Below are 25,362 nucleotides of genomic sequence, written 5' to 3' on the forward strand. Positions count from 1 at the left end.
CCGGTTCACCGCTAGCCATAAGGCATTCGCTACGTCCAATTCGGATTCGGTCACCAGCCACCGGCCGAAACCGGCGAGGTGGGACCACTCGGTGGGCATCTCGGGATGTTCAGAATTCCGTCCCGTCAAGGCGGTGGGGAAAACGCGTTGTGTTGACCAGGTCGAGACACAACGGCCCGCCGAAGAAAACCCAATCCATGTCACGCAGTCCAACCATTGCCCGCGACTAGGGAGCAATCTAGAATCGACCTCGTGAAAGGATCAGAAATATCTTCGAAAATGACACGGGTCGGCGATCTGCGGATGCACTACCTGCGCGGCGGTGAAGGCCCGCCATTGTTCCTGCTGCACGGCTGGCCGCAGACGTCGCACTGTTGGCATCGCATCGCGGGATCGCTCGCGGAGACGCATACCGTGGTCATCCCCGATCTGCGCGGCTATGGCCGCACCGACAAGCCCCGCGACGGCTACGACAAGCGCACCATGGCTGCCGACCTCGCTGGCCTTGCCGAAGAGCTGGGTTTCGAACGCTTTGCGGTGGCCGGGCACGACCGCGGTGGTCGCATTCTGCACCGCTGGGCGCTGGATCGCCCGGACCAGATCGATCGGCTGGCCGTGCTGGACATCGCACCGACGCGCGAGATGTGGCGCCGGATGGACACCAAACTCGCGAGGAGCTACTGGCACTGGTTTTTCCATCTCCAGCCCGATCTGCCGGAGTTGCTGGTCGGTCAGAACATTCCGGCGTACCTCGGTTACATCTTCGAACACTGGACCTTCCAACGTCAGAGTCTGCCCGCCGAGGACGTCGCCGAGTATGTCCGCGCCTTCCAGGCACCCGGTGCGTTGCGGGCCGGGTTCGACGACTGCCGCGCCGCATTCCCGGCCGACGAGGAACTCGACGACGCGGACTACGCCGCGGGCAGACGAGTCACGCAGCCGGTGCTCGCACTCTGGGGAATGGCCAGCATCCTCGGAGGAATGCCGGTGCTGGACATGTGGCGCGAATATGCGGACGACGTGACCGGGCACGGCCTCGAAGACTGCGGCCACTTCTTGCCCGAGGAACAGCCCGAGCAAGTGCTTCGCCACCTTCGAGAGTTTCTGAGCACCTGAGGGCTTGCGCACCAATGTCGGACGCCGCGGGCTCATCCGACATCCCCGACAGCGGATGGAGCAAGACCCACGCCTGGCGCGTGGGTCTTGCTCGACGGGACCGGTTCGGTGGCGCCGCGAGACCGTGGTGGCCGCAGCGGCGGCGCCGTGACACTGCCGGCATCGTCAAAGTCCGGCTGGGAGTCAGCGAGCGCTGCTGGCTCCAGCATGCGGTACGCCTAGTACTGCAGGGAGGGGTAGGCGGCCAGATCCCCACGGCCTTCCGGAGTCAGGTCGAGGGCGCCGAAGATCGGCCAGATCGCGTCCATGGCGCTGGAGTCGCCGCGGGCGAAGACCTGTTCGCTCGTCCAGCGGTGGTTGATGCCGTCGTCGTCCTTAGTGAACACGTGCAGCAGCGGAATCTGCACGCCGTCCGGGGTTTCCGCGTGGTAGTCGCGGTTGAAGGTATTGTTCTTCGACGACACCGCGCGGATATTGCGCCAGCGGCGTTCCCGGGCGTAGGTACCGAGCCGATCGGCATCGGCCTTCGCCACGACCACGAGGTTGATGCGTTCGGCGAGGTGGAAGGCCGCGCCTTCGAGCCCGTCCACGACCGACGTGCACGAGGGGCACGGCTGCTCGACCAGCGGCAGCTCGGCGGTCTTGCCCCCGGACGCTCCCGCCCGCGGGTCGTCCGCCCAGCGCGGGAACATCATGTTGTAGATGACCAGCGTGTTCCGGTCGGGCTCGAACAGCTCCGAGAACCGCACCGGGGTGCCGTCCACTCCGGACTCGAAAACGTAGTCCTCGGCGACGGGGCCACCCACCGGCAGCGAACGGCGCTGCGCCGAGACCTGCTCGGTCAACAGCTTGAGCTGCGCCTCGGACTCCAACAGCCGTTGCCGCGCCTGGCGGTACTCGCTCGGCTCGCCGGGGAACCGGACGTCGGGGTCGCGAAGGATCTCCGACCACTTCTTCATGTCACGCGGACCGCCCACCAGGGCCATGACTACCGTCCTTTCCGTGGCTCCGCGCCGGGTTCACCGCAAAAGGGAGACCGAGCCGGAGCAGTTGTTGTTATCCCTCGCGCGGCCCGGGACAGCGGCGCCGCCGGAACTCGCGGCAGGCGCGCGACGAGATAGTTCGTTGACCAGACTTCCTACGGTCATTAGAGCACAGCGAGGATGGTTCGGTCAACGAACCCTACCTGGTAGCATGAACTTATGGCTCTCCCCAAGTACTACGCGGGTCAACAGTGCTCCCTGGCTCGCAGCCTCGAGATTGTCGGCGAACGCTGGACGCTGCTGATCGTGCGCGACGCCTTCTTCGGCGTGCGCCGCTTCGGAGATTTCCAGGCCCACCTCGACGTGTCGCGAGCCGTGTTGACCGAGCGCCTCGCGGGCCTGCTCGAGGCAGGTGTGCTGACGGAGGCTCGCGGCAGCCACGGTTACCGCGAGTACATGCTGACCGATAAGGGCGTGAGCCTGTGGCCGGTCGTCCGCGACTTGCTCGCCTGGGGTGACGAACACTGCTCGGAGCGGGGCCCGCGTCGGGTGTTCCGGCACGTGCAGGATTCCGGTCTCGTCGCACGCGACGGGTCGTGCGCGACGTGCCGTCGCACGATCGCCCCATCCGACCTCATCGTCCTTCCGGGCCCCGGCTACGACGATCACGCCGACGACTTCGTCAGCGAAGCGCTTTCAGAGGCACACCGCATACTGGAACCCCTCCGCGGTCGATGATTCCGGCCGCATTCGCCAAGAACGCCGAAACAGCCCTCATCCCGGCCTGGACCGGCAACCGGACACGCTTCCGACTCAATCGCGGGCGGCAACCGATAACGCCGCCCTGCACCAGATCGCCGTGAGCCGAAGGCGCGTAAACCGGCTCATCCGGAACGGGGTGTAGTCGTCGTCTGAAGCCGCCGGCGCAGACCGCGAGGGCTTCGGCGACGCGAGCGACCGGCAAGCGCTGGCACATGATTGCCTCCAGGGCCCAGCGCAGCGCGTCGCGACAGACGAGCCCGCGGCTCAGCCGCGTGGCTGGTGCCCTGGCCCCAGACGTGTCGGCACTCGGCGCAGCGGAAACGGGTGAGCGTGAGCAGCAGCGTGATCTGCCGGTACCCGGACGGCTCGTGCGCGAGCTCGCGGATCACCGCGTCGCGTGGCGATCTCTCAGCGCCGCAACGGTGGCACCAGCGGTCGAACTCGCCCTGCTCGACACGGCAGGCAAGTACCGCGCGTCCGGGCTCGAGCCGTTGACCGACCACCTCCAAACCGAGCTCGTCGCGCCCCCACAGAACGCGATCTTCGCCGATCCGCCACCGGCGGTAAATCACCTCATGCCGCACCGGCGGCGGGGTGACCCCCTTATGATCGGGCCTTGCCGCGGGTGACGTCGATTCATCGCTTCGCTCCACGATCTTCGACATCGAGATGCGGTGAACATGCTGATCGCACCACCATCGGCGAAAGCCTTGAACTTCCGAACCGCATGTGATCCGCCGGCGGGCTCACGGGGGGGTGCCTTGGCCGTTCACAACGGATCGCGGCCGCAGGCGACCCGGCCCAGCAGGCGGCTCTCGAGGGCGAAGACGGCTTCGTCGTGGTCGGAGGTCGCCGGGTCGAGGATCCAGATGCGGCTGTCATAGGGGCGGAAGCCGAGGGTGGCCCATGTTCTGCGGGCACGGTGGGACGCCGGACCGCCGGTGCTTACGAACGGCGCCACGGCGATCAGGCAAGGCTCGGCGCACAGCCACTGCAGCAGCCGGCTCGTGAGGAGCCTGCCAACGCCGCACCCGCGCCAGGCCGGTGCGAGCACCACGTGTCCGATCAGGACGACGTGGCTGCCCGACGCTCTGATCGACCCGTCGAGCGATTCGGTGAGCCTGCCGTACCCGGAACCGTCCGGGTCACCGAAGAGCGCGCCGAACTCGGTGAAGCCGCTGTGAGCGCCCAGTTCGGCGACAACGTCGCCCACGTTCTGGAGATCGACGAGGAGCCCGCCGGCTTCGAAGAACGTGCCTGTCACACTGCCGTCGGCCGCGCGGCACTCCGACAGGAACGCCGCACTGGCGGCGGCCCGGTCCGCCGGCTCGACCGTGACGCTCGCCTCGCCCGACCACACCGCCACACCGGAGCTGCCCAGCGTGTCACCGGTCAGGGAGGTGGTGGTGCCCACGGTCATCCGCGCCCGGCCGAGCAGTCCGGCGAGCCCGGCCGGTGAGCCCGGGGTCACGAGAGGTTGTGCGCGAGGTCGATGGCGCGGCCGAGGTTGTCCAGCTTCTCCGCGACGGTCGACCCCGCCGGGTAGAACCGCACGGTCGTGATGCCGCGGTCCCGCCAGGCGCCCAGCCGCTCCCGCACCATGGACTCGGTGCCGATCAGCGTGGTCGCGAAGATCATGTCGTCGGTGATCAGGGCCGCGGCGTCCGCGTGCCGCCCGGCCTGCCAGAGCAGCTGGACCTCGGCCGCGATCTCCGACCACCCCTGGCGGCTGTAGGCGCTGTTGTAGAAGTTCGTGGTCGCCGAGCCCATGCCGCCGAGACTGAAGGCGAGATCTTTCTTGCGCCTCGCGGCGACCGCGGTGAGCTGGCCTTCGTCGTCGACGAAGTTCACCTCCGCGCCCTGACACAGGTCGATTTCGCCGAGCGATCGCCCTACGCGCGCGGCTCCGGCGTTCAGCGCGTCGAGGTAGGCGGAAGCCCCCTCGGGCACGAAACTGCTGCCCAGCCAGCCGTCGGCGATTTCACCGGCGAGCTCCAGCATCTTCGGCATCAACGCCGCGATGTAGATCGGGATGTCGGGGTTCGCCGGCAGCGAGGTGCGCATCGGGACGCCCTCGCCGCCGGCACGCGGCACGGTAAAGACCTCTCCGCCGTACTTGATCTTGCCACCGGCGAACACCTGCCGGACGATGTCGATCGTCTCCCGCATACGGCGCAGCGGCCAGTCGAACGGCACCCCGTGCATGCCCTCCACGACCTGTGGGCCCGAACTTCCCAGGCCGAGCACGAATCGGCCACCGGACAGCTCAGCGAGCGTCATCGCCGTCGTCGCGATCAGCGTCGGGGTGCGCGTCGCGAGCTGGATCGTGCCGCTGCCGAGGGTCATGCGGTTCGTGCGCGCCGCCAGATACCCCAGCGGCGAGGGCGCGTCCGAACCCCAGGCCTCCGAGATCCAGCAGATGTCCAGGCCGAGCTTTTCCGCTTCCACGGCGAGCGTGACGTTGTCCTGCCACGAACCGACCAGCGCTTCGATCGTCGTCGCCGTGCGCATCAGCGTGCTCCCTCGGCCAGCTCCTTGATGAGGCGCAGGTTCGACTCCAGCCCCGCCTGGAACTCCCCGAGCCGGTTAGCGACGATCTTCTCCTCCTTGTGCGGGAGACGGTCGATCGCGTGGTTCAGGCCGGACCGGCCCGGGCCCATCTGCCCCCACTGGCTCAGCTCCGTGCCTACCGGGCACGGCTGTAGGGAGAAACCCCACACCGACGACGGCCGCACGTCCTGGCCGGCGTTGACCTCCCACGTGAACGCGGAGTTCGGCTCGAACTCGATCACCGTCGAAGTCGATTCCCACTCGCCCAGCGCTTCGTGGAAGCAGCGTCCGCGGAACCTCTTGCCGACGCCGGGTTCGCCGGCACCGTCGAGCCAGGTCAGTTCCAACAGCTCTTCGCTGAGTTTCACCATCAGGTGGATGTCGCTGACGAGAGCCCAGACCGCCTCGGGGGTGGCGTTGATTTCGACGGTGGCCCGGGCGGTCGGAAGATCGGCATACATCATCGGAGCCGCTCCTTGATCGAATTGTCAGTGAGTTTTATTATAGAACTAATAAGCTGTGTTCACAATGCAGTGAAATCCTGGGTTTTCTGCGACTTTCCCTTAGACGCAGCAATCCGCTCCGCAAAAAAGCCCGCCATCGCGTCGTCGCGATGGCGGGCCCCCGGATCGGCTTCCGGCGTGGGTGCTGGCTCAGGAGGCGAACCGCTTCCCCTTCTGCTGGACGTACGGTGCATCGCGCCCTTCGACGGTCCGCCCGGTGAACGGCTCGCCGCAGTGCGAGCACGTCTCGACCGCGCGGGCGTCGTGGCCGCAGGTGGTGTGGTGCAGCAGCACCGGGGGCCCGTCGGGACCGGTCGCCCACTTGTCGCCCCAGTTCAGCAGCGACATGATGATCGGGAACAGATCCTTGCCCTTGCGGGTCAGGTGGTATTCGTACCGGGGCGGGTTCTCCTGATACGCCCGCTTCTCGACCACACCGTTGCGGATCAGTCCGTCGAGGCGCTCGGTGAGGATGTTCCGGGAGATACCCAGATCCTCCTGCAGCTCCTCGAACCGGTTGTGCCCTTTGAACCCGAACAGGTCGCGGACGATGAGCAACGTCCACCACTCGCCGACGACCTCGAGCGTCTGGGCGATCGAACAGTCGAAATCAGCAAAGCTCTTCCTGCGCATGATGCAACTGTACCTTGATTGAGACCTGGACTGAAGGGGATCGAAACAGCTGCTCTCCGGGACCGAATAGCCGTGCCAGCACTTCCGAAATCCATGTCCCGCAGCGTCTCGCGCTAGCGCGTTCGATGAAAGAACTGTGGATCTCGAAGCGCCCGCTTTCACGATCAGCTCGAGCCGTAGCCCGCCGACGATGCCGGCACCTCCCGGCCCGGCTCACCGGCTCCCGCGGTGACATCACCCTGCCCGGACCACGAAGGCCGCAGAGCGAGCAGCGCCCCGATCGTGATGAGGCCCATCACGATCACGTACGCCGACACCGAGGCCGAAGTCCCGGTGGACGCCAGCAGCGAGGTCATGACGAGCGGCGCGAAGCCGCCGACGACGTTCGACAGCTGGTACCCGAGCGAGGCACCGCTGTAGCGCACCGACACCGGGAACAGCTCCGAGAACAGCGCCGCGGTCGGTCCGTACATCACGCCGTTGGTGAACATCGCGACGGCGATCGCGAGAGCCACGACCGGCGGTGCGGCGGATTCGAGCAGCGAGAAGTACGGGAAGGCCCAGAGGATGGTCGCGACCGCGCCGACGAGGAACACCTTGCGCCGGCCGAACCGGTCGCTCAACCTCGACGCGATCACGATCGACACGGCCATCGCGACGGCCCCGATCATGATCGACACCAGCATCATGTTCCGGGAGATCTTCAGAACCTGGGTGGCGTACGCCAGCGTGCCGGTCGTGTAGACGTAGAACGACCCGCCCACGACCAGGAAGACGCCGATGGTCACGGCAATGCGCCGGGGGTGCTCCCTGAGTACCTGCAGCACCGGCGACCGGTGCACTTCGATGCGTCGCTTCGCCGCACGGCGGAACGCGGGCGTGTCGTCGATCCGCATCTGCACCAGCAGCGCCACCACGACGAGTGCGCCGCCGAGCAGGAAGGGAACCCGCCAGCCCCAGGAGAAGAAGGCGTCCGCACTAGTGACGCCGGCCACCACGAAGAACGCCGCGCTGGACACGATCAGCCCCAACGGCAGCCCGAGCTGGGCCCACGCGCCGTATGCGCCGCGCTTCCCCCGGGGTGCGTACTCGGTGGCGAGCAGGACCGCGCCACCCCATTGGCCGCCGAGCGCCAGCCCCTGACTGACCCGCATGACCAGCAACGCCGCGGGCGCGCCGAGGCCGATCGCGGCGAATCCCGGGAGCAAGCCGATGACGAAGGTCGCCACCGCCATCAGCGCCAGCGCGATGACCAGTGCCTTCTTGCGGCCGTACCGGTCACCCAGATGGCCGAACAGCGCGCCGCCCACCGGGCGCGCGACGAACCCCACCGCGATCGTCGCGAACGAAGACAACGTCGCCGCGAGCGGGCTGAACGAGGCACTGAAGAAGACCCGTGGAAAGACGAGCGCCGCTGCGGTGGTGTAGAGGAAGAAGTCGTACCACTCGGTCGATTGGCCGAGCAGTGTCGCGATCCGCACTCGTCTCAGCTCGGCGGGACCGATCGTCGGATCGCCCGGCGTGGAGCCGGTGGGGAAGCGGGCGTTGTTCGAGTTCATGACAGGCCTCCGGTTGCTCGTTGACGCGAGGTCGCGATGGGTTCGTTGTCCTGGAACGGCTCTGCGACAGCGGGCGCCGGAACCGTCGCTCGGGCGGCACGGTCCGGGCCGGTGCCCGGCACGTGCTCGATCCGCAGCTCCCCCGAAGCGGCGACAGCGCGAAGCCGCTTCTTATCGATCTTTCCGACACTGGTGCGTGGCAACGTTTCCGCCAGCACCCACCGTTCGGGCAGCCACCAACGGGGAACGGCTGCCGACAGGTGTCCGTGCAGGTCGGCCATCGATGCGGTGGCCGTCTCGCACAGGACGACCACCGCCAGTGGACGTTCCTCCCAGCGCGGGTCGGGCACGCCGATCACCGCGGACTCGAGCACGTCTGGGTGCGCGTCGAGGTGGTTTTCCAGAGCCACCGAGGAAATCCACTCGCCACCGGACTTGATGACGTCCTTCGACCGGTCGGTGATCCGGAAGTACCCGCGGCGATCGAGCGCACCCAGGTCACCGGTGCGCAGCCAGCCGTCAGCGCTGAAGCAGTCTCCGCTCTTGCCTCCGACGTACGAGCCGGTGACCCACGGCCCGCGCATCTGCAGTTCGCCGACCGACTCGCCGTCGCGAGGGAGGACGTCGCCGAACTCGCCCACGACGCGCATCTCGGCGCCAGGCAGCAACCGGCCGGACCAGCCGCGCCACGGTTTCGCCGGATCGGACAGATCACGCGCGGCCGGGAGCGAAATCCCGCCCCACGGGCTGACCTCGGTCATACCCCAGCCCTGGAAGAGACTCGTGCCGTGAACCCGCTCGTAGTAGTCGATGAGCGCGGGAGCCACCGGCGAACCGGCGCACACGATGGAGTCCAAAGAGGACAGGTCCACCGGGTGCGTTTCCGCGTAGACCTTGACCTGCGCCCAGATGAGCGGAATCGAGACCGCCAGTGTCGGCTTCGCCGCGGCGGTCAACGCCGTGATCGCTCCGGGGCTCACGTCCCGGCCCGGGAGCACGATCCCCGCGCCGGTAAGCAGGGCCGCGTGCGGCAAGCCCCACCCGTTAACGTGGAACATCGGGGTGATCTGCAGGATCCGGTGCCGGTCGGAAAGCGCGAACGCGGCGCCGGAACTGATCGCGAGCGCGTGCAACCAGATCGAGCGGTGGCTGTAGACGACGCCCTTGGGCAGTCCTGTCGTCCCGGTCGTGTAGCAGATCGCGGCCGGCGCCCGCTCGTCCGGCTCGTGCCAGGTGTCGTGCACCGCGACGCTCGCGAGCAGTTCGTCGTAGCCCGCGTGTTCTCCCCTGTCCTCGCCGACCACGACCAGTGTGTGCACCGACGGAAGTCGCGGGAGCAGCGCGGTGAGACGGGGCAACAAGTCGTCGTCCACGATGATCACGCCGTCCTCGGCGTCACCGATCACGTAGACGAGCTGCTCGTCCGACAGGCGCGAATTGATCAGGTGCAGGACGGCGCCCATCGCCGGTACGCCGTAGAAGGCTTCGAGATGGGGCTGGTGGTTGCAGCAGAACGTGCCGACCCGGTCGCCCGGCCGAACACCGAGGCCGCGCAGGGCGGTCGCCAGCCGTGTCGCGTTCTCGGCGACTGTCCTGAAGTCCGTCTCCCGGACGACCCGCCCCGCGGAGCCGCTGACGACCGGGCTGTCGGGGTGTACGTCGTAACCGTGGCGCAGCATCGCCGCCACAGTCAGCGGGAAATCCTGCATCGTGCTCATGAGCTCGCTCATGGCCCGACCACCTCCACTTCGTTGTGCGAGGTTGAGCCTCGGCTGCGCCACCTGCGACCCAGCCGAGTTGTCCTGGTGTATCGGAAACTCCGGCTCAGGCGATGTCCACGTCCTGGTCCATCTCGGGCAGGTTGACCCCCACGAGCCGGACCCCGGCCTGGGTGCGGTAACGCTTGTTGACGCTGATCAACGTGGCGGTGAGGGGTTCGAGCTGGCGGGCCAGCCGCAGCGGGCCGGCTACGACGCCGGGCCTCCCCGTGACCGCCGCGCACAGCTCGCCCGCGACGGTGAGCGCGTGCTCGTCGTCGCCGACCATCAACACGTCCTCGTCCGCGAGGTCCTCCTTGGCGCTCCACAGCGTCACCGCCGACAGGTGGTGGAACGCGCCCACGACCCGGGCTTCCGGTACGAGCAGCTGCAGTTCCTCCGCGGCGCTGCCGTCCGGTACGTCCAGCCCGAAGGGGCCGCGCCGGTCGAACCCGAGCGGGTTACAGCAGCTCACGATGACCTTGCCGGCCAGGGCATCGGCGAGCGACTGCACCAGGTCGGAGTGGCCGCGGTAGGGCACGGCCAGGATGACGACCGGTGAACCCGCCGCCGCTTCCCGGTTTTCCGCCCAAGCCACCGATTCCGTGCCCGCGAGGCGCTCGTTGACCGTCCGGGCTCCCTGTTCGGCCCGTTCCGCGTCACGCGACCCGATCACCACCCGGCGACCCGACCGCGCCAGCCGGTAGGCCAGTCCCCTGCCCTGCGGGCCGGTGCCGCCGATGATGGCGATGCGCTCTTCTTCCACCCGTTCCTCCTGTTGGCTCCGAACCGGCGATCACAGATCTGCGATCGCCGGGATGACGCTGTCGCCGATGCGGCGCATGGAATCGAGGATCAGCTTGTGATCGCCGACGATGTGGCGCACCAGAACCGTTTCGAATCCGATCTTGCGGTAGAACCCCAGTCGTTTCACGACGGTTTCCGCCGACCCCACGAGTGAGGTGTCCCGTTCGCGGCCGAATCCGCGATAGCCGGCCGCGACAACCGGTTCGACCGCCTCCCACGCCTTCTCGTCCGTTTCCGCGACGTAGATGTCGCGGCGCAGGACAGCCTTCGGAACTCGGCCGTGTTCCGAGCAGATCCGGCTGTAGACCTCGAGCTGTTTCTCCAGTTCCTCAGGAGACGTGCCGGGGGCCGTTTCCCAGGCGTCGCCGAGCCGTCCCGCCCGTTCGACGGCCTTGCCCGCCATGGCGGCCACCCAGATCTCCGCCGGGGTACTCGGGACCGGGTTGATCTGCAGGTCGTCGAACTGGAAGAACTCGCCCTCGTGGCTGAACCGCTCCCCGGCCAGGAGCCGGCGAACGACGGTGAGGAACTCTTCGCTGCGCCGGCCGCGGGAACCCTTGGCGATTTTGAACGCGTCGAACTGCTCGCTCACGTCGCCGTTGCCGACGATGAGCGTCAGCGGTTCCGGCGCGAACGCGGCGAGCGTGCCTACCTGCTCCGCGGCCAGCACGGGGTGGTGGAAGGGCGCGAGGTAGAGCAGGCCGACTGGCATGTCGCCGGTGACGGCGAGCATGCGGGCGAGTGTCGGAGTCGGCGCGAAAGCGTTCGCGTACGACGAGGCGTGACTGTCGCCGACCATCAGGAAACCGTAGTTCCACTCGGCGGCGGTCTTCGCGATCTCGAGCAGCTGCCGCGCCTGGAGCCGGACGTCGGTGACGCCCAGCGGGATGTCGCTGAACTCCCCGCGGTCGACGACGATTTCGTGGTACTTGCGAAGGGATTCCTCGGACGCGGCGAAGATGAAGCGAAGTGAAGTTCCGAGCTTCATTCACGTTCCTTCCGGTGTGGGCTTCGGTGCCCTCCGGCGCGAGGGGAATGGGCTCACGCATGAGGATCAAGTGAGTTTCAACATAGAACCCTAGACTCCGTCATCGCACTGGAGCAAGGGTCATGGAGCGGCTATTTTTCAATCGATCTTGCAGGTCACAGGGCTATCCCCCCCGAGCGCCCTGTGGTTTTATCAAGCTACCCACATGCTCCTTTGCCGGAGACAGGTCGGCGTAATCGGCCGAAATGATCAATCACCTTCGAGGAGGATGGCATGCGCCTGGGGTGGGATATGGGGTACTGGAGTTCGGCACCACATCCGTTCCTCGACGAGGGCACGCGGGAGGCCGATCGGCTAAGCCTGCATTCGATCTGGGCCGCCGAGTCCTACGGCTCGGACTCCCTGACATCACTGGCGTGGCTGGGTTCGCGAACGACCGGACCGGCGCTGGGCGCTGCGTGCACCCAGATGGCGGCGCGCACGCCCATCGCGGTTGCGATGGCCGCGATGACCACGGACCACCTGCCCGACGGCCGGTTCATCCTCGGGCTCGGGTCGAGCGGGCCGCAGGTGGTCGAGGGCTGATCGCACGGGAATGTCCGGTCGAGTTCCACGCGGAGCACTTCAGGATTCCCGCGGTCGGCGGCACCGGTTTCGGGAAGCCGCTGCGGGCCAACATTCGGCCGCGGCGGTCCGAGATCCCGATTTTCCTCGGTGCCCAGGGCCCGAAGAACGTGGCCCTCGCCGAGATCGCGGACGGCTGGCTCTCGATGTTCTTCGGCCCCATGCTCGACGCGTGCTACCGCGCGGCACTTGTCGAGGGCTTCGGTCGTCCGCGCGCGCGCCACCACCGAATCGTTCACCGTCGTCGCCACCGTCAACGTGCGCGTCGACGACGACGTGGAGCGCGCCGCCGACGGCCTGCGTCCGCTGCTGGCGCTCTATATTCGGCGGCATGGGCGCTGCCGAGGTGAACTTCCACCGCAACATGTTCACGAGGCTTGGGTACGAGACGGAGTGCGAGAAGATCTCCCGGCTCTACCTGGACGGCCATCGGACCGAGGCGATCGCCGCGGTCAGCACCCGGATGGTGGAGGGAGTCGCCTTGATCGGGCCCACGCACAAGATCCGCCACGACCTCCAGGCCTGGGAGACGACCGTCGTCGACGTCATCAGCGCGAGCATGGCGGACCCGGCAACGCTGCGGACCCTCGCCCCGGGAATTTGCCGAGGAGGCCGACCGGGCCCCAGAGGACGAGCACGGGATGCGTGAGGGGCTTGCCTGCCGCGTAATCGACGTCGCCGGCATCGGCGTCGTCCAGGAAGGCCACGTGGCAGTCGTCGAAGCCAACGCGCAAGGCGCCCGGGGCGGAGAACCCACGTACTCGTCGACGCCTTCTGCGGCCAGACCCTGGCGCTGGAACGTGCAGCGTTCGAAGGAATAGCCCGGGCACGCGACGGTGTTGCTGCCCGCCGGCAGCTGAGGGAAGAACCCCGTGTCAGTAACTCTCCTTCGCGAGGACGGAATCCATCCGCCGCCACATTTCCCGCTTCGGCGCCATGTCGAGCACGGCCAGGCGCTCGACCCGCTCCGGGCGGTCCAAAGCCCAGCGGTGCCCTATCCAGGCGCCCCGGTCGTGTCCGACGACGGCGGGCGCGCGTTGGTTTCCCGTGTGAGTCCGCACCCGACGTGACGAACCGGTCGCCGCCGCGATACGCCGCACCGTCGGACACGAAGTCGGCGTCGAAGTCAGCGAGCACGAGTTCCCCGCACCGCCGACTCCCGGCGCTGAGCGAAGCTCTCTCCGGGTTCGGGTACCACCCAACGCGGTCACCGTCGTGGCCCCGCGCGGCCGGCCCGGGCGGCGGCGCGAGCCCGGGAGGCACGCAGTTTGATGGCGTTGCCGCAGGCGCGAACGTCGTGCCAGACCGCGCTGTTGTTGCGCGACCTGTCGTAGAACGCCGCCCGGCAGGTCGGGCTACGACAAATCTTCACTCGCCGCCACTCGTCCAGCTGCTGCGCCCGGTGGACTTCGAGCAGCACTGCGCCCGCGACGACCTGCCACCCGGTGCCGACGGGTTCGAGCACCAGCCGCCCGCCGGAATCCCACCCGGCGACAACGGGCAGCGCGGCCGGCAACGGTCCACCCTCGTCTCCGACGACTCCCGCGAGCTGGTCGCGGAGCGTTCGGAGCTCCTCGACGTCAGCGGCCCTGAGCCGAACGCGGCGGATGCGGCCACCGCGAGCGCCCGCCCACTCCGCAAGCGCCGCACTCGCCCACTCCTGAGCCGAGCGCACCGACGACAAGAGGTCACCGTGGCTCCCCCGCGGGCCGACACCAGTGTTGAGCAAATCCTGGACGATGCCGAGTCCACCCGGCGCCGGGGCGAGAGCGTAGCGGCAGTTCCCCGGCCACGTCACGACAACTGCGCAGAAGTCGGCGGCGAATCGGCCAACGCTCGCCGCAACGCGTCGGTCAAGTCGGCCGTCATTCGGCGCGATACCGAGGCACCGGCGACGAACGTCGACCCGTGGAACGTGCCCGGGTACAAGTGCAGTTCCACCGGCACGTTCGCCTGCGCGAGCCGCCGCGCGTACTCCAGTGCCTCGTCCCGGAACGGGTCGAACTGGCTCGCCGTGACGTACGCCGGCGGCAGCCGGGTCAGGTCGGTAGCACGCGCCGGTGCGGCATACAGCGACACGAGCGGACCGCCGGCCTCGTCGCCCAGGTAGGCGGCCCAGCTCTGCTTAGCGTTGCCTCGGTGCCAGACCGGCGTGTCCGCATAGGTCCGCATCGACTCGGTGCCGAGCCGGTCGTCGAGCTCCGGGATGCCGAGTGCCTGGAACGCCAGTGCCGGGCCGCCGCAGTCGCGGGCCAGCAGCGCCATGGCCGCCGCCAGTCCGCCGCCGGCGTTCTGCCCGGACACCGCGATCCGCGCCGGGTCCACCCCGAGACCTTCGGCCGTCTCCGCCAGCCACAACAGCGCCGCGTAACAGTCCACTACTGCCGCGGGGTGCGGGTACTCGGGCGCGAGCCGGTAGTCGACGGAGACGACGACCGCCCCCAGCGATTCGGCGATCGCCGCCGCGCCGTCGTGTTCGGTGTGCAGGCCACCGGTGACGAAGCCACCGGAGTGCATCTGCAGAACCGCTGGCACGCGTCCGCTCCCCCGCCGCGCCCGGTACACGCGGACCGGCACAGGCGGCGCGCCGTGCCGGCCGGGCACCTCGCGATCTTCGACGGCCAGTCCGGCCAGGTCCGGTGCCGGGCGCCGCGCCAACAGGGAACGCTCGGTCTCACGAGCCTTCCGGGTATCGCCGACGTCGATGTCCGGGACCCGGGGCAACCAGGGCGCGGGCTCCGGGTCCACCGCGTACGACAAGGAGAACTCCTCGGATGAGCCGTCAGGGAGCGGGGACGAAGCGCGGTCCGCTGGCCTCGAAGTCCGCGCGCTTCTCCCGCACGAACTCTTCGACGGAAAGCGGTGAGCGGCCGCCGATCTGCTCGATGACGTCGTTCGTGCCGGCGAAGACGCCGTTCTGGTAGTCGACCGCGACGTTGCGCAGGTGCTGCACGAGGTGCGGGTCGTGACCGCGCTCGAGCATCGACGCTGAGAACTCCTCGACGCCGATCGGCTCGTAGTGCACCGGGTGACCGAGCTCGCGGGCCATGGCCTCGGCGATGTCGTGGTGGTTCATCTCGACGGGTCCGTGCAAGGAGTAGACCTCGCGGTCGTGCGGCTCGGGATCGACCAGGAGAGCCGCGATCACGTGGGACTGGTCGGCCGAGGCGATCGGCGCGTGCCGGCCCTCGCCGAACGGGAGGCGCAGGTAGCCCTCGCCGTCACGCAGTTCCCACGACACCGTGAGCCACTCGGCGAAGAACGTGGGCCGGACGTGCGTGGTCAGCAGGTCGGTCCGGTCCAGCAGGCGTTCGCACAGCCAGTGCTGCCGCGCGGCGTCGCTGCCTGCCTCTCGGCGGGCGGGCAGCTGCGACATGTTCACCACCGAGCGCACCCCGGCTTCCGTCGCCGCCTGGGCGAAGATCACCGTCGCCTCCACCAGCCCGGGGAGGATCGGGTGGCAGAAGTACGCACTGGTGACCCCCTGCACCGCGGCGGTCACCCCGTCGAGGTCGTGCAGGTCGGCCACGACCACCTCGGCACCGGCTTCCGCCAGCGCGCGAGAGCGGTCGTCCTCGCGGTGCACCATCGCGCGGGCACGGTGGCCGCGTTCGAGGAGCAGCCTGATCGCCCCTCCCCCGGTGCGGCCGGTCGCTCCCGTCACCAGGAAAAGCCTGTCGTCTGCCCCGTGAACACCTTTCGCAGGGCCGAAAATCGTGATCGGGGAGAGAAAGCGTTACCAGTCGATCTCGCGCATGAGGAAGGGCTTGTCCTCCGGCGCCGACTTGCGCGCTTCGAGGACTTCCCAGGCCGGCGCACCGACCGGGACGCGCAGCGGGGGTTCGGCTTGCTCGATCGTGTCGGCGACCGCGGCCGCCACCGTTTCCCGGGTGACGACCGCACCACGAAGGATCTCCAGCGCGCCGATCAGCGGCGTGTACGGATCACCGTCGGGCAAGGTCACCTTGGCAGGCCGGCCGTCGCCCGAGGACACGACGCCGGGCTGCACGATGCTCACCTTGACGCCGAAGTGGCCGGCCTCGATGGCCAGGGTTTCGGCGAGCGCCTCCAGCGCCCACTTCGTCGCGCCGTAGGGACCGACCAACGGCAGCACCAGCCGCCCCTGGATGCTCGAGACGAACACGAGCCGCCCCGATCCCCGCGCGCGCATGGCCGGCAGCACGCCCTGCGCCACCCGCAGCGGCCCCAGCGTGTTGAGCCGGAAGAGCCGCTCCACCTCGTCGGGCGGCGCACTCTCCAGCGGCACGCGCACGGTCGCGCCGGCGTTGCTCACCAGGACGTCGACCTCACCGGCTTCGCGCAGCGCCGCGTCGACGCTGTCCTGATCGGTGACGTCGAGGCGCAGCCGCTGGTCCACCGGCAGATCGGCGAGCGTCTCCGGACGGCGCGCGGTGGCGATCACGCGGTGGCCGCGACCGGCCAGCTCGATCGCGATGGCGCGGCCGATACCTCTCGACGCGCCGGTGATGAGGACAGACGACATCGTGGTTCTCCTTGGTGTTGAAAGGGTTCACTCGGTGCGTCCCTCAGACGGTCGTCCAGGAGTCGATGCGGAACGCGCCGCCGGCCGCGCTGATCCGCGCGCCGCGGCCGCCGGGGAAATGACCGCCGAAGACGGGTGCGGAGTGCTCAGCCGCCCAGCCGAGCATCCGGATCCGCGACTGCTCGGCGGTCGCGGCATCGGCGTCGAGGGCGTTGCGCTGCCTCGGGTCGAGGATCTGCATCGGGTGGTGCACGAGATCGCCCGCGAGCAGCGCGTGGTCACCGCCCGAGGAGATCGTGACGGCGGCCGCCCCCGGCGAGTGCCCCGGCACCGCGACGAGCCGGAGGGCTTCGTCGATCACATGGTCTTCGCCGTCCCACAGCTGCGTTTCGGCGTGCTCCACGACGGGCGCGATGCTGTCGAGGAACCCGGTCACGTACCCGAGCGGGTCGGGTGCGTCGCCGCTCTTCGCCAGGCCGGACAACAGGTCGAAGTCGGCCTTCGGCAGCAAGTGCGTCGCGTGGGGGAACGTCGGGCGCCACACCCCGTCCTCCAGCGTGGTGTTCCACCCGATGTGGTCGGGGTGCAGGTGCGTGCACACCACCAGGTCCACGTCCTGCGGCCGCACGCCGAGCGCGGCGAGGTTGGTGAGGTAGCCGGTGTCGAGGTGGTCGAACGGCGGCACACCCGGGCGCGGTTTTCCGTTGCCGATCCCGGTGTCGACCAGGATGGTCCGGCCGCCACTGCGTACGAGGAAGCTCTGCGAGGTCAGCCAAGCGTCTTCCGACTCCGCCGACCAGAAGACGGGCTCGAGCCAGTCCTTCTCCGCTTCCCACTCCTGGCGGGCGGAGTCCGGCAGGAGGTCGGGCCGGGAGAACAGGTGATCGGTCCACTCGTGCACGCGGGTGATTTCGACGTCGCCGAAGGAAGTCGAGGTGGTCTTGTCGGTCATGGAATTTCCTTCCCGCTGTGGTTGGACGGCCGCAGGGCCGAGTCATCGGCACCGCCCGCAATCCCGACAGCCTGGCCGGCCTCCCCCTCGCCGAGAGGCTCCGGCTGGACGTGACCGATCAGTCCAGTGTGGACACGGCGATTAAGGCCGCGGGCGAGACCGATTGAAGACATGTCTGGATCTCCCGTTCGCAGCGCGGCGCTGCAGTCGCGGCGGTTGGGTGACACGTCGCGGCGAGCAGGCCCTGAACCGACGCTATCACATATATATACTGACCGACATAATTTGAGTGTATCGGTCGGGTGATCCAGGCGGCTCGGGAGATCAGTCGCCGACGGCGGTGAGCGCGCACGCCCGGGCTGCGACGGTCTCGCGGATCGCGTCGAACGGCTCAGGGCTGCGCAGCGCGCGCGAGGTCACCATCGCGCCTTCGACCCCCGCCACGGTGGCGTGCGCCAGCTCCCGCGCGGCGGCGGCATCGGCGCCGAGCACCGTGAGCCGCAGCGCCAGCGTCTCGGTCATGAGGATGAACGCCCGCCGGCTGGCGGCGCCGAGCTCCTCCGAGTCCTCACCGACCTCGAGCACCAGGGGCGCGATGGTGCACCCACGGCCGTAACCGCTGGTCAGCATGCCTTCCTGGGCCGAGTCGACGTAGGCGCGGACCAGCTGCTCGGCCGACGAAGCCTCGCCGGCGAGCTCGTTGATCATGTCGACCTGCTCGCGCGTGTGCGCCTCGGCCGCCTCGGCGGCCATCTGCACCTTGCCCTGGGGGAAGTGGTAGTAGACCGACCCGCGGGGCGAGGCGCTGCGCTCGACGACGTCGGACAACGCCATGGAGTGGTAGCCGTGTTCGCGGATGAGCTGACGGGCGGCCCCGACCATGCGCTGCTTGGTGTCCGACCGTCTGACCATGCCGTCGAGTGTACCCCGGTTGCCTGTATGTCGACCGACATATATAGTCGCTCTCAGTTCTATGTCAAGCGACATAATACGGTCGCCATTCCGGAGCCGCCGTCCCCGAGGGCGTTCGCACCGGTCGGATCCGGTCCATCCCAGTTTCCCGAGGAGTAACCATGAGCCGTGCTGTCCGCTTCCACGAGATCGGCGGTCCTGAGGTACTGCGACTCGACGACGTGCCCGAGCCGAAGCCGGGTGCCGGCGAGGTCCTGATCCACGCCCGCGCGTGGGGGCTCAACCGCGCGGATTCGCTGTTCCGCCAAGGGTTGTACAGCGTCGCCCCGGTCGTGCCCGCCGGAATGGGTTTCGAGGTCGCGGGGGTGATCGCGGCCGTCGGCGACGGGGTCGGCGAGCTCCGCGTCGGCCAGGCCGTGAGTGTGGTGCCGAACTTCAACCTGCTCGACTACCCGATGCACGGTGAAGCGGTTCTCGCACCCGTCCACGCCGTCGTGGCGCATCCCGAAGAGCTTTCCTTCGAGCAGGCGGCCTCGACGTGGATGCAGTACATCACCGCGTACGGCGGTCTGGTGGAGTTCGCGAACACCCGCCCCGGCGACACCGTGGTGATCTCGGCCGCGTCGAGCAGCGTCGGTCTCGCGGCCATCCAGATCGCGCGGCGGGCCGGCGCGAAAGCCGTGGCCCTGACCCGCACCAGCGCGAAGCGGCAGCAGCTCCTGGCCGCCGGAGCCGACGAGGTCATCGCCACCGCCGAGGAGGACGTCGCCGCCCGCATCCGGGACCTGACCGAAGGCCGCGGCGCGCGCGTCGTCTTCGACCCGGTCGGCGGCGCCACCCTGGCCACCCTGATCGAGGCCGCCGCCCAGGACGCGGTCCTCGTCGTCTACGGCGTGCTCGACTTCAGCCCGGCCACGGTGAACGTGATGGACGTGCTGCTCAAGCGGCTCACCATCCGCGGTTTCGGCGTCGCCGAACTCGCGGCGGACCCCGGCCGCCTGGCCCCCGCCGTCGACTACGTGCGCAAAGGCATCATCGACGGCGACCTCGTGCCGGTCATCGACAAGGTGTTCCCGCTGGAGAAGTTCGCCGACGCGCACCGGTACCTGGAGGGCAACGACCAGGTCGGCAAGATCGTGATCGCCGTCGGCCCGGGTGTTTCCCGGTGAAAGCTCTGGTTCTGGGTGGCGGAGGACCCGTTGGTGCGTCGTGGGAGGCGGTGCTGCTCGTCGCCCTCGGCGCAGGGGGGTTCGCGGCCGCCGATGCCGACGTCGTCCTGGGCACCTCGGCCGGCGCGATCGTCGGCTCCTGGCTGACGATGCGCCCGGAAGGCCTCACCCAGCTGCCCGACCGGATGCGCGAACGGGCTGCCTGGCACGCCGCCCGCGCAGCGAACGGTCGCAGCGACCGCGAGAAGCTGACGAGCCTCATGACCAAGAAGTCCGATGCCGGCGCGCCTTCGATGTTGACCATTGCCCGGGCCGCGGTCGAAGCGGAGTCGCCGCTGTCGGCGGGCGAGGCCGAAGAACTGTGGAAACCGGGCGCACCCAAGGGATCGTGGCCGCGCAATCTGGCGATGGCGGCAGTGAACGTCAGAACCGGGCAGGCACACGCGTGGTCGGCCGAAGACCACATCCCGGTGGCGGTCGGCATCGCGTGCTCCACCGCCGCTCCGGGCGTCGCCCCGGCCGTCGAGGTGACCGGCACCGTCTGGGTCGACGGCGGAGTGCGCTCAGCCACCAACGCCGACCTGCTGGCCGAGGCAGAAGACGACCCGATCCGTGGCCGGGGCAAGGTGCTGATCGTGGCGTGCCGGCCGTCGGACGACCTCGCCCGCGAGAAGTCCGTGCTCACCGAACGCGGGTACGACGCGCGGGTTCTCGTCTCCGACCCCTACTACGAGAAGCCCACGGATCTGCTGGACCCACACTTCATCGACGCGGCCACGGAGGCCGGCGCACAGCAGGGGCGCAACGTCGCCGAAGATCTCGGGAACTGGTGGAACAAACACTAGGAATCGTTGCGAGTCCACTTCGGACACCGGATGCAACACCCGGCCCCGGATCTTCTCCCGGCCGGGTTCGGGCAGCCCCACGGTGTCCGGAGTGGACTTCCAGCGCCTCGACCTTCGAAGGGGGAAGCCGCACCACTGATGGCGGTCGGCGGCACCGAATCAGAGGTGCGCCTCGCAGGCCCAGACGTCCAGCGCGCGTCCATCTCCCCGCACGTCCAGGCCCGTGGCGTCACGCCGGTTCCAGAGCAGCAGGAGCAGTTCGCCCGGCCGGGCGGTCACTCGGTGTCCACTGTGGCGGGTCCGCGGCCGAACTCCGGTGCGTCCGGTCCGATCCGCACCCACCATCGCGATCCGGTGCCCGATCAGGTCAGGCCGAGTGACGTGGGGACTGTGGAGCGCAACGTGGTGGCGTATCGCTGTGCGAACCCGGTGACCATCTCGTCGACACCGCCTGCAGCAAGGGCCTGCTCGAGGTCGTCGCCGGTCTCGCGGCTGCCCCGGCCAGCATTGCGCGCGTCCACGGCGTGGACGACGGTCTCGTGCACCATCCGCCGGGCCCAATACAGCCGAGACTCACCGGCAGGCCACATCGTCCAGCAGTCCAGGTCTGCCGACGCGGTGCGAAGGGCCTCGAGCACGTCATGGTGAGCCGCAGTCAGCGCCTCGACGCGATCGGTGAGGGAATCCGGCTCCGGCTCAGGCAGGGCCGGTGGCCTGCTCCGTGCACCTCGGACGATCAGCTCGACCCAGCGGTACACGCTGGTGGTGTGCGTGACGAGGTCGTCGCGTGTCCAATCAGGACAGAACGGGACGCGGTCCCGGGGGGGGGCAGCCCGCTGGGCCGCAACCACCAAGACAGGGCCGTGTTCGGCCAGTTTGTCGAGGTAGTACCCGGCATCCGGCCGCAGACGATGGACCGCGGTCCGGGCATCAGGGCTGGGCCGAAAGGGCATCGAGGCACTCCGTTTGCCGACTGGGCTTGATATGTATGTCAGACGACATAGTATCGGAGGCGTGATCATCGCCAACAGCAGACGGAGGTGCCTGCGGTGCCCGAAGCCGATCTCCACTTCTACTTCGATCCGGTGTGCCAGTTCGCCTGGATGACCAGCAAGTGGATCCGGAAGGTGATCGCCGCGCGCGACTACCGGGTCGAGTGGCGGCTCATCTCGTTGCGCATGATCAACTCGCACGTCGCCTACAGCGCGCACTTCCCGCCCACGTACGAGGAAAGCCACAACGCCGGGCTGCGGATGCTCCGCGTCGCTGCCCGTGTCCGCGAACAACTGGGCTCGGAAGCCCTCGCTCCGTTGCAACGGTCGTTCGGCGCGCACATCTTCGACATCCCGCCCTGGCGCGACGACGCCGAGCGCACCGCCACGCTGGGGCACCCCGAGCACATGGAGCGGGTGCTGAAGCACGCCGGCCTGCCGGTCGAGTTCGCCGGTGCGCTGTTCGACGAGTCGTGGGACACGGAGATCCGTGCCGAAACCGACGCCGCCCGCGCGCTGACCGGAAAGGACGTCGGCACCCCGATCCTGCACATCGACCCACCCGACGGCGTCGCGTTCTTCGGCCCCGTGATCAGCCGCCTGCCCGGCGACGAGGAGGCCGTGCAGCTGTGGGACAACGTGCTCGGGCTGGCGCGATTCGGCGGCTTCGCCGAGTTGAAGCGCAGCATGCGCGAGCGCCCGCAGCTGCGGGTCTACGGCCTCGACGAGTCGCAGGTCGGCAAGCAGGAGGACTGGCACCAGGGCAGTCGCCGGCTCAAGCACTAGGACGCCTCGTCCGCCTAGCCTGACGGCCGGACACCGGCGCTCAACCAGTTTGCAAGTCGCGTTCAGGCCGAACGAAGTCCGAACTTCCCCAGGAGCAAGAAATGCGCACACGTACTCACCTCGCCCGGATCACCGCCGCCACAACAGCGCTGGCCGCCGTCGCCGTTTTCGCCGCCGTGCCATCGTCGGCGGCACCGCAGCAGGTGGAGCATCATGCGCAGGCGAAGGCGAAGGCGAAGCCGACGATCGTGCTGGTGCACGGCGCGTTCGCCGACACGTCCAGCTGGAACGGTGAGATCACGCGGCTCGAGCAGCGTGGCTACAACGTGATCGCCGCCGCAACCCCACTGCGCGGCGTCGCGTTCGATGGCGCCTACATCAAGGCTTTGGTCGACAGCGTCGACGGATCGGTCGTGCTGGCCGCACACTCCTACGGCGGGTCCGTGATCACTGACGCCGCGCTGAACGACCCCAAGGTGCAGGCACTGGTCTACATCGCCAGCTTCCTGCCCGACCAAGGGGAGAACGCGCTCGACATCACGAAGAAGTTCCCGGGCAGTACCCTCAGCGCGTCGCTGCAACAGGTCGCCCTCCCCGGCGGCGAGACCGACCTCTATGTGAAGCAGGACCTCTTCCCGGAACTCTTCGCCGCCGACATCCCTCTGCCACAGGCTCGTCAGATGGCCGCCGGCCAGCGGCCGGTGACGGCGACCGCTGTGAACGAGGTATCGGGCGCGCCCGCGTGGAAGAACATCCCGGTGTGGGACCTGATCCCGACCGCTGACAACAGCATCCCGTTGGCCGCGCAGGAATGGATGGCCGAACGCGCCCACGCCCACACCGTCGTAGTGCGGGGCGCCGCGCACGACGTGTACGTTTCGCACCCTGATAAGGTCACCGACATCATCGTGGCTGCCGCCGACGCGACCACACGGTGATTCGCGGACTCCCGACCGGAAGCCCGGAGCACGGCAAACCGGTCTGCCCCTCATCCATTGCGATGGGCGACCGCATTCGCCAATTCAGCAAGCAGACGGGGAAGGTCGTGTTTGCCCAGCACGACCTCGATGAAGACCATTCGCCCGGTTCGTCAACGGCGCTGGTGCGGGTTCGCGCCCTGCGCGACTCAGGCGTGATCTCGGGCTACCACGCACAACGTGATTCTCCAAGCGGTCGGCCGGACCGTGCACGCGATGGTCTCCGTCCGCATCCGCCGCCTTCACGCAAGGTCATCGCCGGCTTCCGCGAGTGGGCGATCCAGCTGCCGGAGACGCTGAACATGTTCGTGACCACCGGTGGCTGGGACTTCCTGATTCACGTCGCCGGCACCGGCACCGGCACCGACGACCTGTAGGCCTTCATCCGGGGCAAGCTCAGCACCCGGCCGGAAGTCAACGATGCGGGGAAAACACTTCTCTGACAGGACGCTGACATCCGCGTCCTACGGTAATAGGCATGACATCCTCCAGGTGGTTCGCCGTTCTCGCCGCGGTTCCCCTCCTTGCGGCGGGGCCAGCCCCGGCGACAGCGGCGCCACCGCAGATCACCGCTCGGGCCTATCTTTCGGGACAGGATCCACAGGGAATGGAAGCTCTCGCCAAGGCGGTGTCCGATCCGGCCGGCCCCGCGTACCGGCATTTCCTGTCAGCCCAGCAGTTCTGGCACGAGTTCGGCCCGACTCCCACGCAGACCGCCGAAGTGCAGAACGAGTTGCGGGCGGCGGGAGCCACCGTGACCGGGACGATGTCTCACTACGTCGCATTCACCGCGTCGCCCGCCCAAGTCGCCGCGTGGGCGAAGGCGGCACCGCGCCACGTGATCGCCGTGGTGCCGACAGCGGGAAACGGCTCGCCCACACAGCAGGCGGACGACGCTGAAACGGACGCTCCGGCAACCGCCTGTTCCCACTACTACGGCGAGGCGTTCGTGAAGTCCCTGCCGGAGGCGTACGGACGAACCGAGCTCCCCGCGACGTCGTGCGGTTACCTGCCTTCACAGCTGCGCAAAGCCTACGGTGTCACGCATTCCGGTCTCACCGGCAAAGGCACCAGGATCGGTGTCGTGGGCATCGGCACGGACCCCCAGCTCGAGAAATCCGTCAACGCCGACGCCACCGCGTTCGGCGACAAAGCCCTCGCGCCCGGCCAGTTCGCCCAGCGCTACCCCACCGGCCAGTCCACTGTGTGCGACGAGCCGACCTGGGGAATCGAGCGTGAAATGGACGTCACCATCACGCACGGCATGGCACCGGACGCTGGCGTGGTCTACTCGGCCGCTGCTTGCGCCACCGACAAAACCGATCCCCAGGCCACCATGATCTCCCTGCTCGACGGCCTCGATCGGCTGGTCGACGACCGGGCGGTCGACGTGGTGTCGACCTCCTGGACCACGCTCGACTCGAACGTCTCTCCGGCGATGATCGCGGCCTGGGACCAGACGTTCCAGCAGTCCGCAATCGAGGGCATCGGCCTCTACTATAGCTCGGGCGACAAGGGCGACGATTCCGCCGGAGGCACCCGCGCCCCGCAGACGGAGTACCCCGCGTCGGATCCGTGGGTGACCGCCGTGGGCGGGACGACGCTGGAAGTCGACAAGAACAGCAACTACCTCTTCGAAACCGGCTGGGGCACCAGCAAAACCGACGCTTCGGCCGACGGCAAGGCCTGGACCACTCCGCCTCCCGGCTCCTTCGACGGCGGTGCCGGAGGGGGCCGCACTGCCCTGTTCAACCAGCCTCCGTACCAGCACGGCGTGGTTCCGGCGACACTGTCCAAGGAGGACCGAGTGGTCCCGGACGTGGCTGTGGATGCGGACTTCTACGCAGGCCTAAGGGATGTCTCGTAACTGGTGTTGTGGTTAGTGGGGCTAGTGTTGCGGTCAGACGTCCATAAGGATGTTGTGAAGGTTCGCGATTCCGGAC

The 25,362-nt window shown here is 68.5% G+C and carries 27 protein-coding genes and 1 pseudogene; 11 read left to right on the top strand and 17 right to left on the bottom strand.

Translation table 11 applies throughout. The features are described from left to right. Positions 1–279: 279 nt before the first annotated feature. On the top strand, positions 280–1,116 hold the full coding sequence (locus AB0878_RS47185) for an alpha/beta hydrolase (RefSeq protein WP_366589726.1): 837 nt from the start codon (positions 280–282) through the stop codon (positions 1,114–1,116). Positions 1,117–1,334: 218 nt separating this feature from the next. On the opposite strand, the gene AB0878_RS47190 is transcribed toward AB0878_RS47185, so the two are convergent. After that, positions 1,335–2,102: a DUF899 family protein gene (locus AB0878_RS47190; protein ID WP_366589668.1), complete on the bottom strand. Its 768-nt coding sequence runs from the start codon at positions 2,100–2,102 to the stop codon at positions 1,335–1,337. Between the two features lie 216 nt (positions 2,103–2,318). Here AB0878_RS47190 and AB0878_RS47195 point away from each other — a divergent pair, with 216 nt between their 5' ends. After that, a complete protein-coding gene (locus tag AB0878_RS47195) occupies positions 2,319–2,837 on the top strand; it encodes a helix-turn-helix domain-containing protein (protein ID WP_366589670.1) in 519 nt (172 codons plus the stop codon). A gap of 190 nt (positions 2,838–3,027) precedes the next feature. Here AB0878_RS47195 and AB0878_RS47200 read toward each other — a convergent pair. From AB0878_RS47200 to AB0878_RS47240, 9 genes and pseudogenes are all read right to left on the bottom strand, one after another. Then, positions 3,028–3,430, bottom strand: a pseudogene (locus AB0878_RS47200) (hypothetical protein); the annotation flags it as partial. A gap of 200 nt (positions 3,431–3,630) precedes the next feature. After that, positions 3,631–4,221 carry a hypothetical protein gene (locus AB0878_RS47205; protein ID WP_366589673.1) on the bottom strand — a complete coding sequence of 197 codons (591 nt, stop codon included), beginning with the start codon at positions 4,219–4,221 and terminating at the stop codon, positions 3,631–3,633. A gap of 107 nt (positions 4,222–4,328) precedes the next feature. Further along, on the bottom strand, positions 4,329–5,372 hold the full coding sequence (locus tag AB0878_RS47210) for an LLM class flavin-dependent oxidoreductase (protein WP_366589675.1): 1,044 nt from the start codon (positions 5,370–5,372) through the stop codon (positions 4,329–4,331). Beyond that, positions 5,372–5,872 (bottom strand): SRPBCC family protein, encoded by a 501-nt coding sequence (locus tag AB0878_RS47215; protein ID WP_366589677.1) that lies wholly within the window; start codon positions 5,870–5,872, stop codon positions 5,372–5,374. The genes AB0878_RS47210 and AB0878_RS47215 overlap by 1 nt, the downstream gene beginning before the upstream one ends. A 192-nt stretch (positions 5,873–6,064) precedes the next feature. Next, the gene (locus AB0878_RS47220; RefSeq protein WP_366589680.1) at positions 6,065–6,547 is read right to left on the bottom strand and encodes a helix-turn-helix domain-containing protein; all 483 of its coding nucleotides are present in this window, start codon (positions 6,545–6,547) and stop codon (positions 6,065–6,067) included. 164 nt (positions 6,548–6,711) lie between these two features. After that, on the bottom strand, positions 6,712–8,106 hold the full coding sequence (locus AB0878_RS47225) for an MFS transporter (RefSeq protein WP_366589682.1): 1,395 nt from the start codon (positions 8,104–8,106) through the stop codon (positions 6,712–6,714). Beyond that, entirely contained in the window at positions 8,103–9,836 is a 1,734-nt protein-coding gene (locus tag AB0878_RS47230; protein ID WP_366589684.1) for a long-chain-fatty-acid--CoA ligase, read from the bottom strand. Before AB0878_RS47230 ends, AB0878_RS47225 begins: the two co-directional genes overlap by 4 nt. Before the next feature lie 94 nt (positions 9,837–9,930). Next, complete coding sequence (npdG, locus tag AB0878_RS47235; RefSeq protein ID WP_366589687.1) at positions 9,931–10,629, bottom strand: NADPH-dependent F420 reductase; 699 nt, start codon at positions 10,627–10,629, stop codon at positions 9,931–9,933. Between the two features lie 30 nt (positions 10,630–10,659). Then, the gene (locus tag AB0878_RS47240; protein ID WP_366589690.1) at positions 10,660–11,658 is read right to left on the bottom strand and encodes an LLM class flavin-dependent oxidoreductase; all 999 of its coding nucleotides are present in this window, start codon (positions 11,656–11,658) and stop codon (positions 10,660–10,662) included. A gap of 273 nt (positions 11,659–11,931) precedes the next feature. Here AB0878_RS47240 and AB0878_RS47245 point away from each other — a divergent pair, with 273 nt between their 5' ends. The 3 genes from AB0878_RS47245 to AB0878_RS47255 all read left to right on the top strand — a co-directional run bounded on the left by AB0878_RS47245 (position 11,932) and on the right by AB0878_RS47255 (position 13,103). Beyond that, positions 11,932–12,243, top strand: coding sequence for an LLM class flavin-dependent oxidoreductase (locus AB0878_RS47245; protein ID WP_366589692.1), 312 nt, complete (start codon positions 11,932–11,934; stop codon positions 12,241–12,243). 370 nt (positions 12,244–12,613) lie between these two features. Further along, positions 12,614–12,931 (top strand): hypothetical protein, encoded by a 318-nt coding sequence (locus tag AB0878_RS47250; RefSeq protein WP_366589694.1) that lies wholly within the window; start codon positions 12,614–12,616, stop codon positions 12,929–12,931. Continuing rightward, complete coding sequence (locus tag AB0878_RS47255; RefSeq protein ID WP_366589696.1) at positions 12,924–13,103, top strand: hypothetical protein; 180 nt, start codon at positions 12,924–12,926, stop codon at positions 13,101–13,103. Before AB0878_RS47250 ends, AB0878_RS47255 begins: the two co-directional genes overlap by 8 nt. Before the next feature lie 386 nt (positions 13,104–13,489). On the opposite strand, the gene AB0878_RS47260 is transcribed toward AB0878_RS47255, so the two are convergent. From AB0878_RS47260 to AB0878_RS47285, 6 genes are all read right to left on the bottom strand, one after another. Then, positions 13,490–13,957: a CGNR zinc finger domain-containing protein gene (locus AB0878_RS47260; protein ID WP_366589728.1), complete on the bottom strand. Its 468-nt coding sequence runs from the start codon at positions 13,955–13,957 to the stop codon at positions 13,490–13,492. Between the two features lie 119 nt (positions 13,958–14,076). Then, positions 14,077–15,030 (bottom strand): alpha/beta hydrolase, encoded by a 954-nt coding sequence (locus AB0878_RS47265; RefSeq protein ID WP_366589730.1) that lies wholly within the window; start codon positions 15,028–15,030, stop codon positions 14,077–14,079. 34 nt (positions 15,031–15,064) lie between these two features. After that, positions 15,065–15,946 carry an NmrA family NAD(P)-binding protein gene (locus tag AB0878_RS47270; RefSeq protein ID WP_366589699.1) on the bottom strand — a complete coding sequence of 294 codons (882 nt, stop codon included), beginning with the start codon at positions 15,944–15,946 and terminating at the stop codon, positions 15,065–15,067. Positions 15,947–16,018: 72 nt separating this feature from the next. Next, positions 16,019–16,786: an SDR family oxidoreductase gene (locus AB0878_RS47275; RefSeq protein WP_366589702.1), complete on the bottom strand. Its 768-nt coding sequence runs from the start codon at positions 16,784–16,786 to the stop codon at positions 16,019–16,021. 43 nt (positions 16,787–16,829) lie between these two features. Continuing rightward, positions 16,830–17,738 carry an MBL fold metallo-hydrolase gene (locus tag AB0878_RS47280; RefSeq protein ID WP_366589704.1) on the bottom strand — a complete coding sequence of 303 codons (909 nt, stop codon included), beginning with the start codon at positions 17,736–17,738 and terminating at the stop codon, positions 16,830–16,832. A 324-nt stretch (positions 17,739–18,062) separates the two neighbouring features. Further along, complete coding sequence (locus tag AB0878_RS47285) at positions 18,063–18,650, bottom strand: TetR/AcrR family transcriptional regulator (protein ID WP_366589706.1); 588 nt, start codon at positions 18,648–18,650, stop codon at positions 18,063–18,065. A 161-nt stretch (positions 18,651–18,811) separates the two neighbouring features. Between AB0878_RS47285 and AB0878_RS47290 the strand changes: the two genes are divergently transcribed. Beyond that, complete coding sequence (locus tag AB0878_RS47290) at positions 18,812–19,819, top strand: zinc-dependent alcohol dehydrogenase family protein (RefSeq protein WP_366589708.1); 1,008 nt, start codon at positions 18,812–18,814, stop codon at positions 19,817–19,819. Then, on the top strand, positions 19,816–20,664 hold the full coding sequence (locus tag AB0878_RS47295) for a patatin-like phospholipase family protein (protein ID WP_366589711.1): 849 nt from the start codon (positions 19,816–19,818) through the stop codon (positions 20,662–20,664). Before AB0878_RS47290 ends, AB0878_RS47295 begins: the two co-directional genes overlap by 4 nt. Before the next feature lie 362 nt (positions 20,665–21,026). Here the strand turns inward: AB0878_RS47295 and AB0878_RS47300 are convergent, their stop codons facing one another. Beyond that, the gene (locus AB0878_RS47300; RefSeq protein ID WP_366589732.1) at positions 21,027–21,686 is read right to left on the bottom strand and encodes a maleylpyruvate isomerase N-terminal domain-containing protein; all 660 of its coding nucleotides are present in this window, start codon (positions 21,684–21,686) and stop codon (positions 21,027–21,029) included. Positions 21,687–21,713: 27 nt separating this feature from the next. Between AB0878_RS47300 and AB0878_RS47305 the strand changes: the two genes are divergently transcribed. From AB0878_RS47305 to AB0878_RS47320, 4 genes are all read left to right on the top strand, one after another. Beyond that, a complete protein-coding gene (locus AB0878_RS47305; RefSeq protein WP_366589714.1) occupies positions 21,714–22,442 on the top strand; it encodes a hypothetical protein in 729 nt (242 codons plus the stop codon). A gap of 101 nt (positions 22,443–22,543) precedes the next feature. Further along, positions 22,544–23,380, top strand: coding sequence for an alpha/beta hydrolase (locus tag AB0878_RS47310; RefSeq protein WP_366589717.1), 837 nt, complete (start codon positions 22,544–22,546; stop codon positions 23,378–23,380). 62 nt (positions 23,381–23,442) lie between these two features. Next, positions 23,443–23,796 carry an Lrp/AsnC family transcriptional regulator gene (locus AB0878_RS47315; RefSeq protein ID WP_366589719.1) on the top strand — a complete coding sequence of 118 codons (354 nt, stop codon included), beginning with the start codon at positions 23,443–23,445 and terminating at the stop codon, positions 23,794–23,796. A gap of 101 nt (positions 23,797–23,897) precedes the next feature. Further along, entirely contained in the window at positions 23,898–25,286 is a 1,389-nt protein-coding gene (locus AB0878_RS47320) for a protease pro-enzyme activation domain-containing protein (RefSeq protein WP_366589722.1), read from the top strand. The last annotated feature ends 76 nt before the right edge of the window (positions 25,287–25,362 follow it).

Origin of the sequence: Amycolatopsis sp. NPDC047767, from assembly GCF_040704195.1 — a bacterium.
Taxonomy (GTDB): Bacteria; Actinomycetota; Actinomycetes; order Mycobacteriales; family Pseudonocardiaceae; genus Amycolatopsis.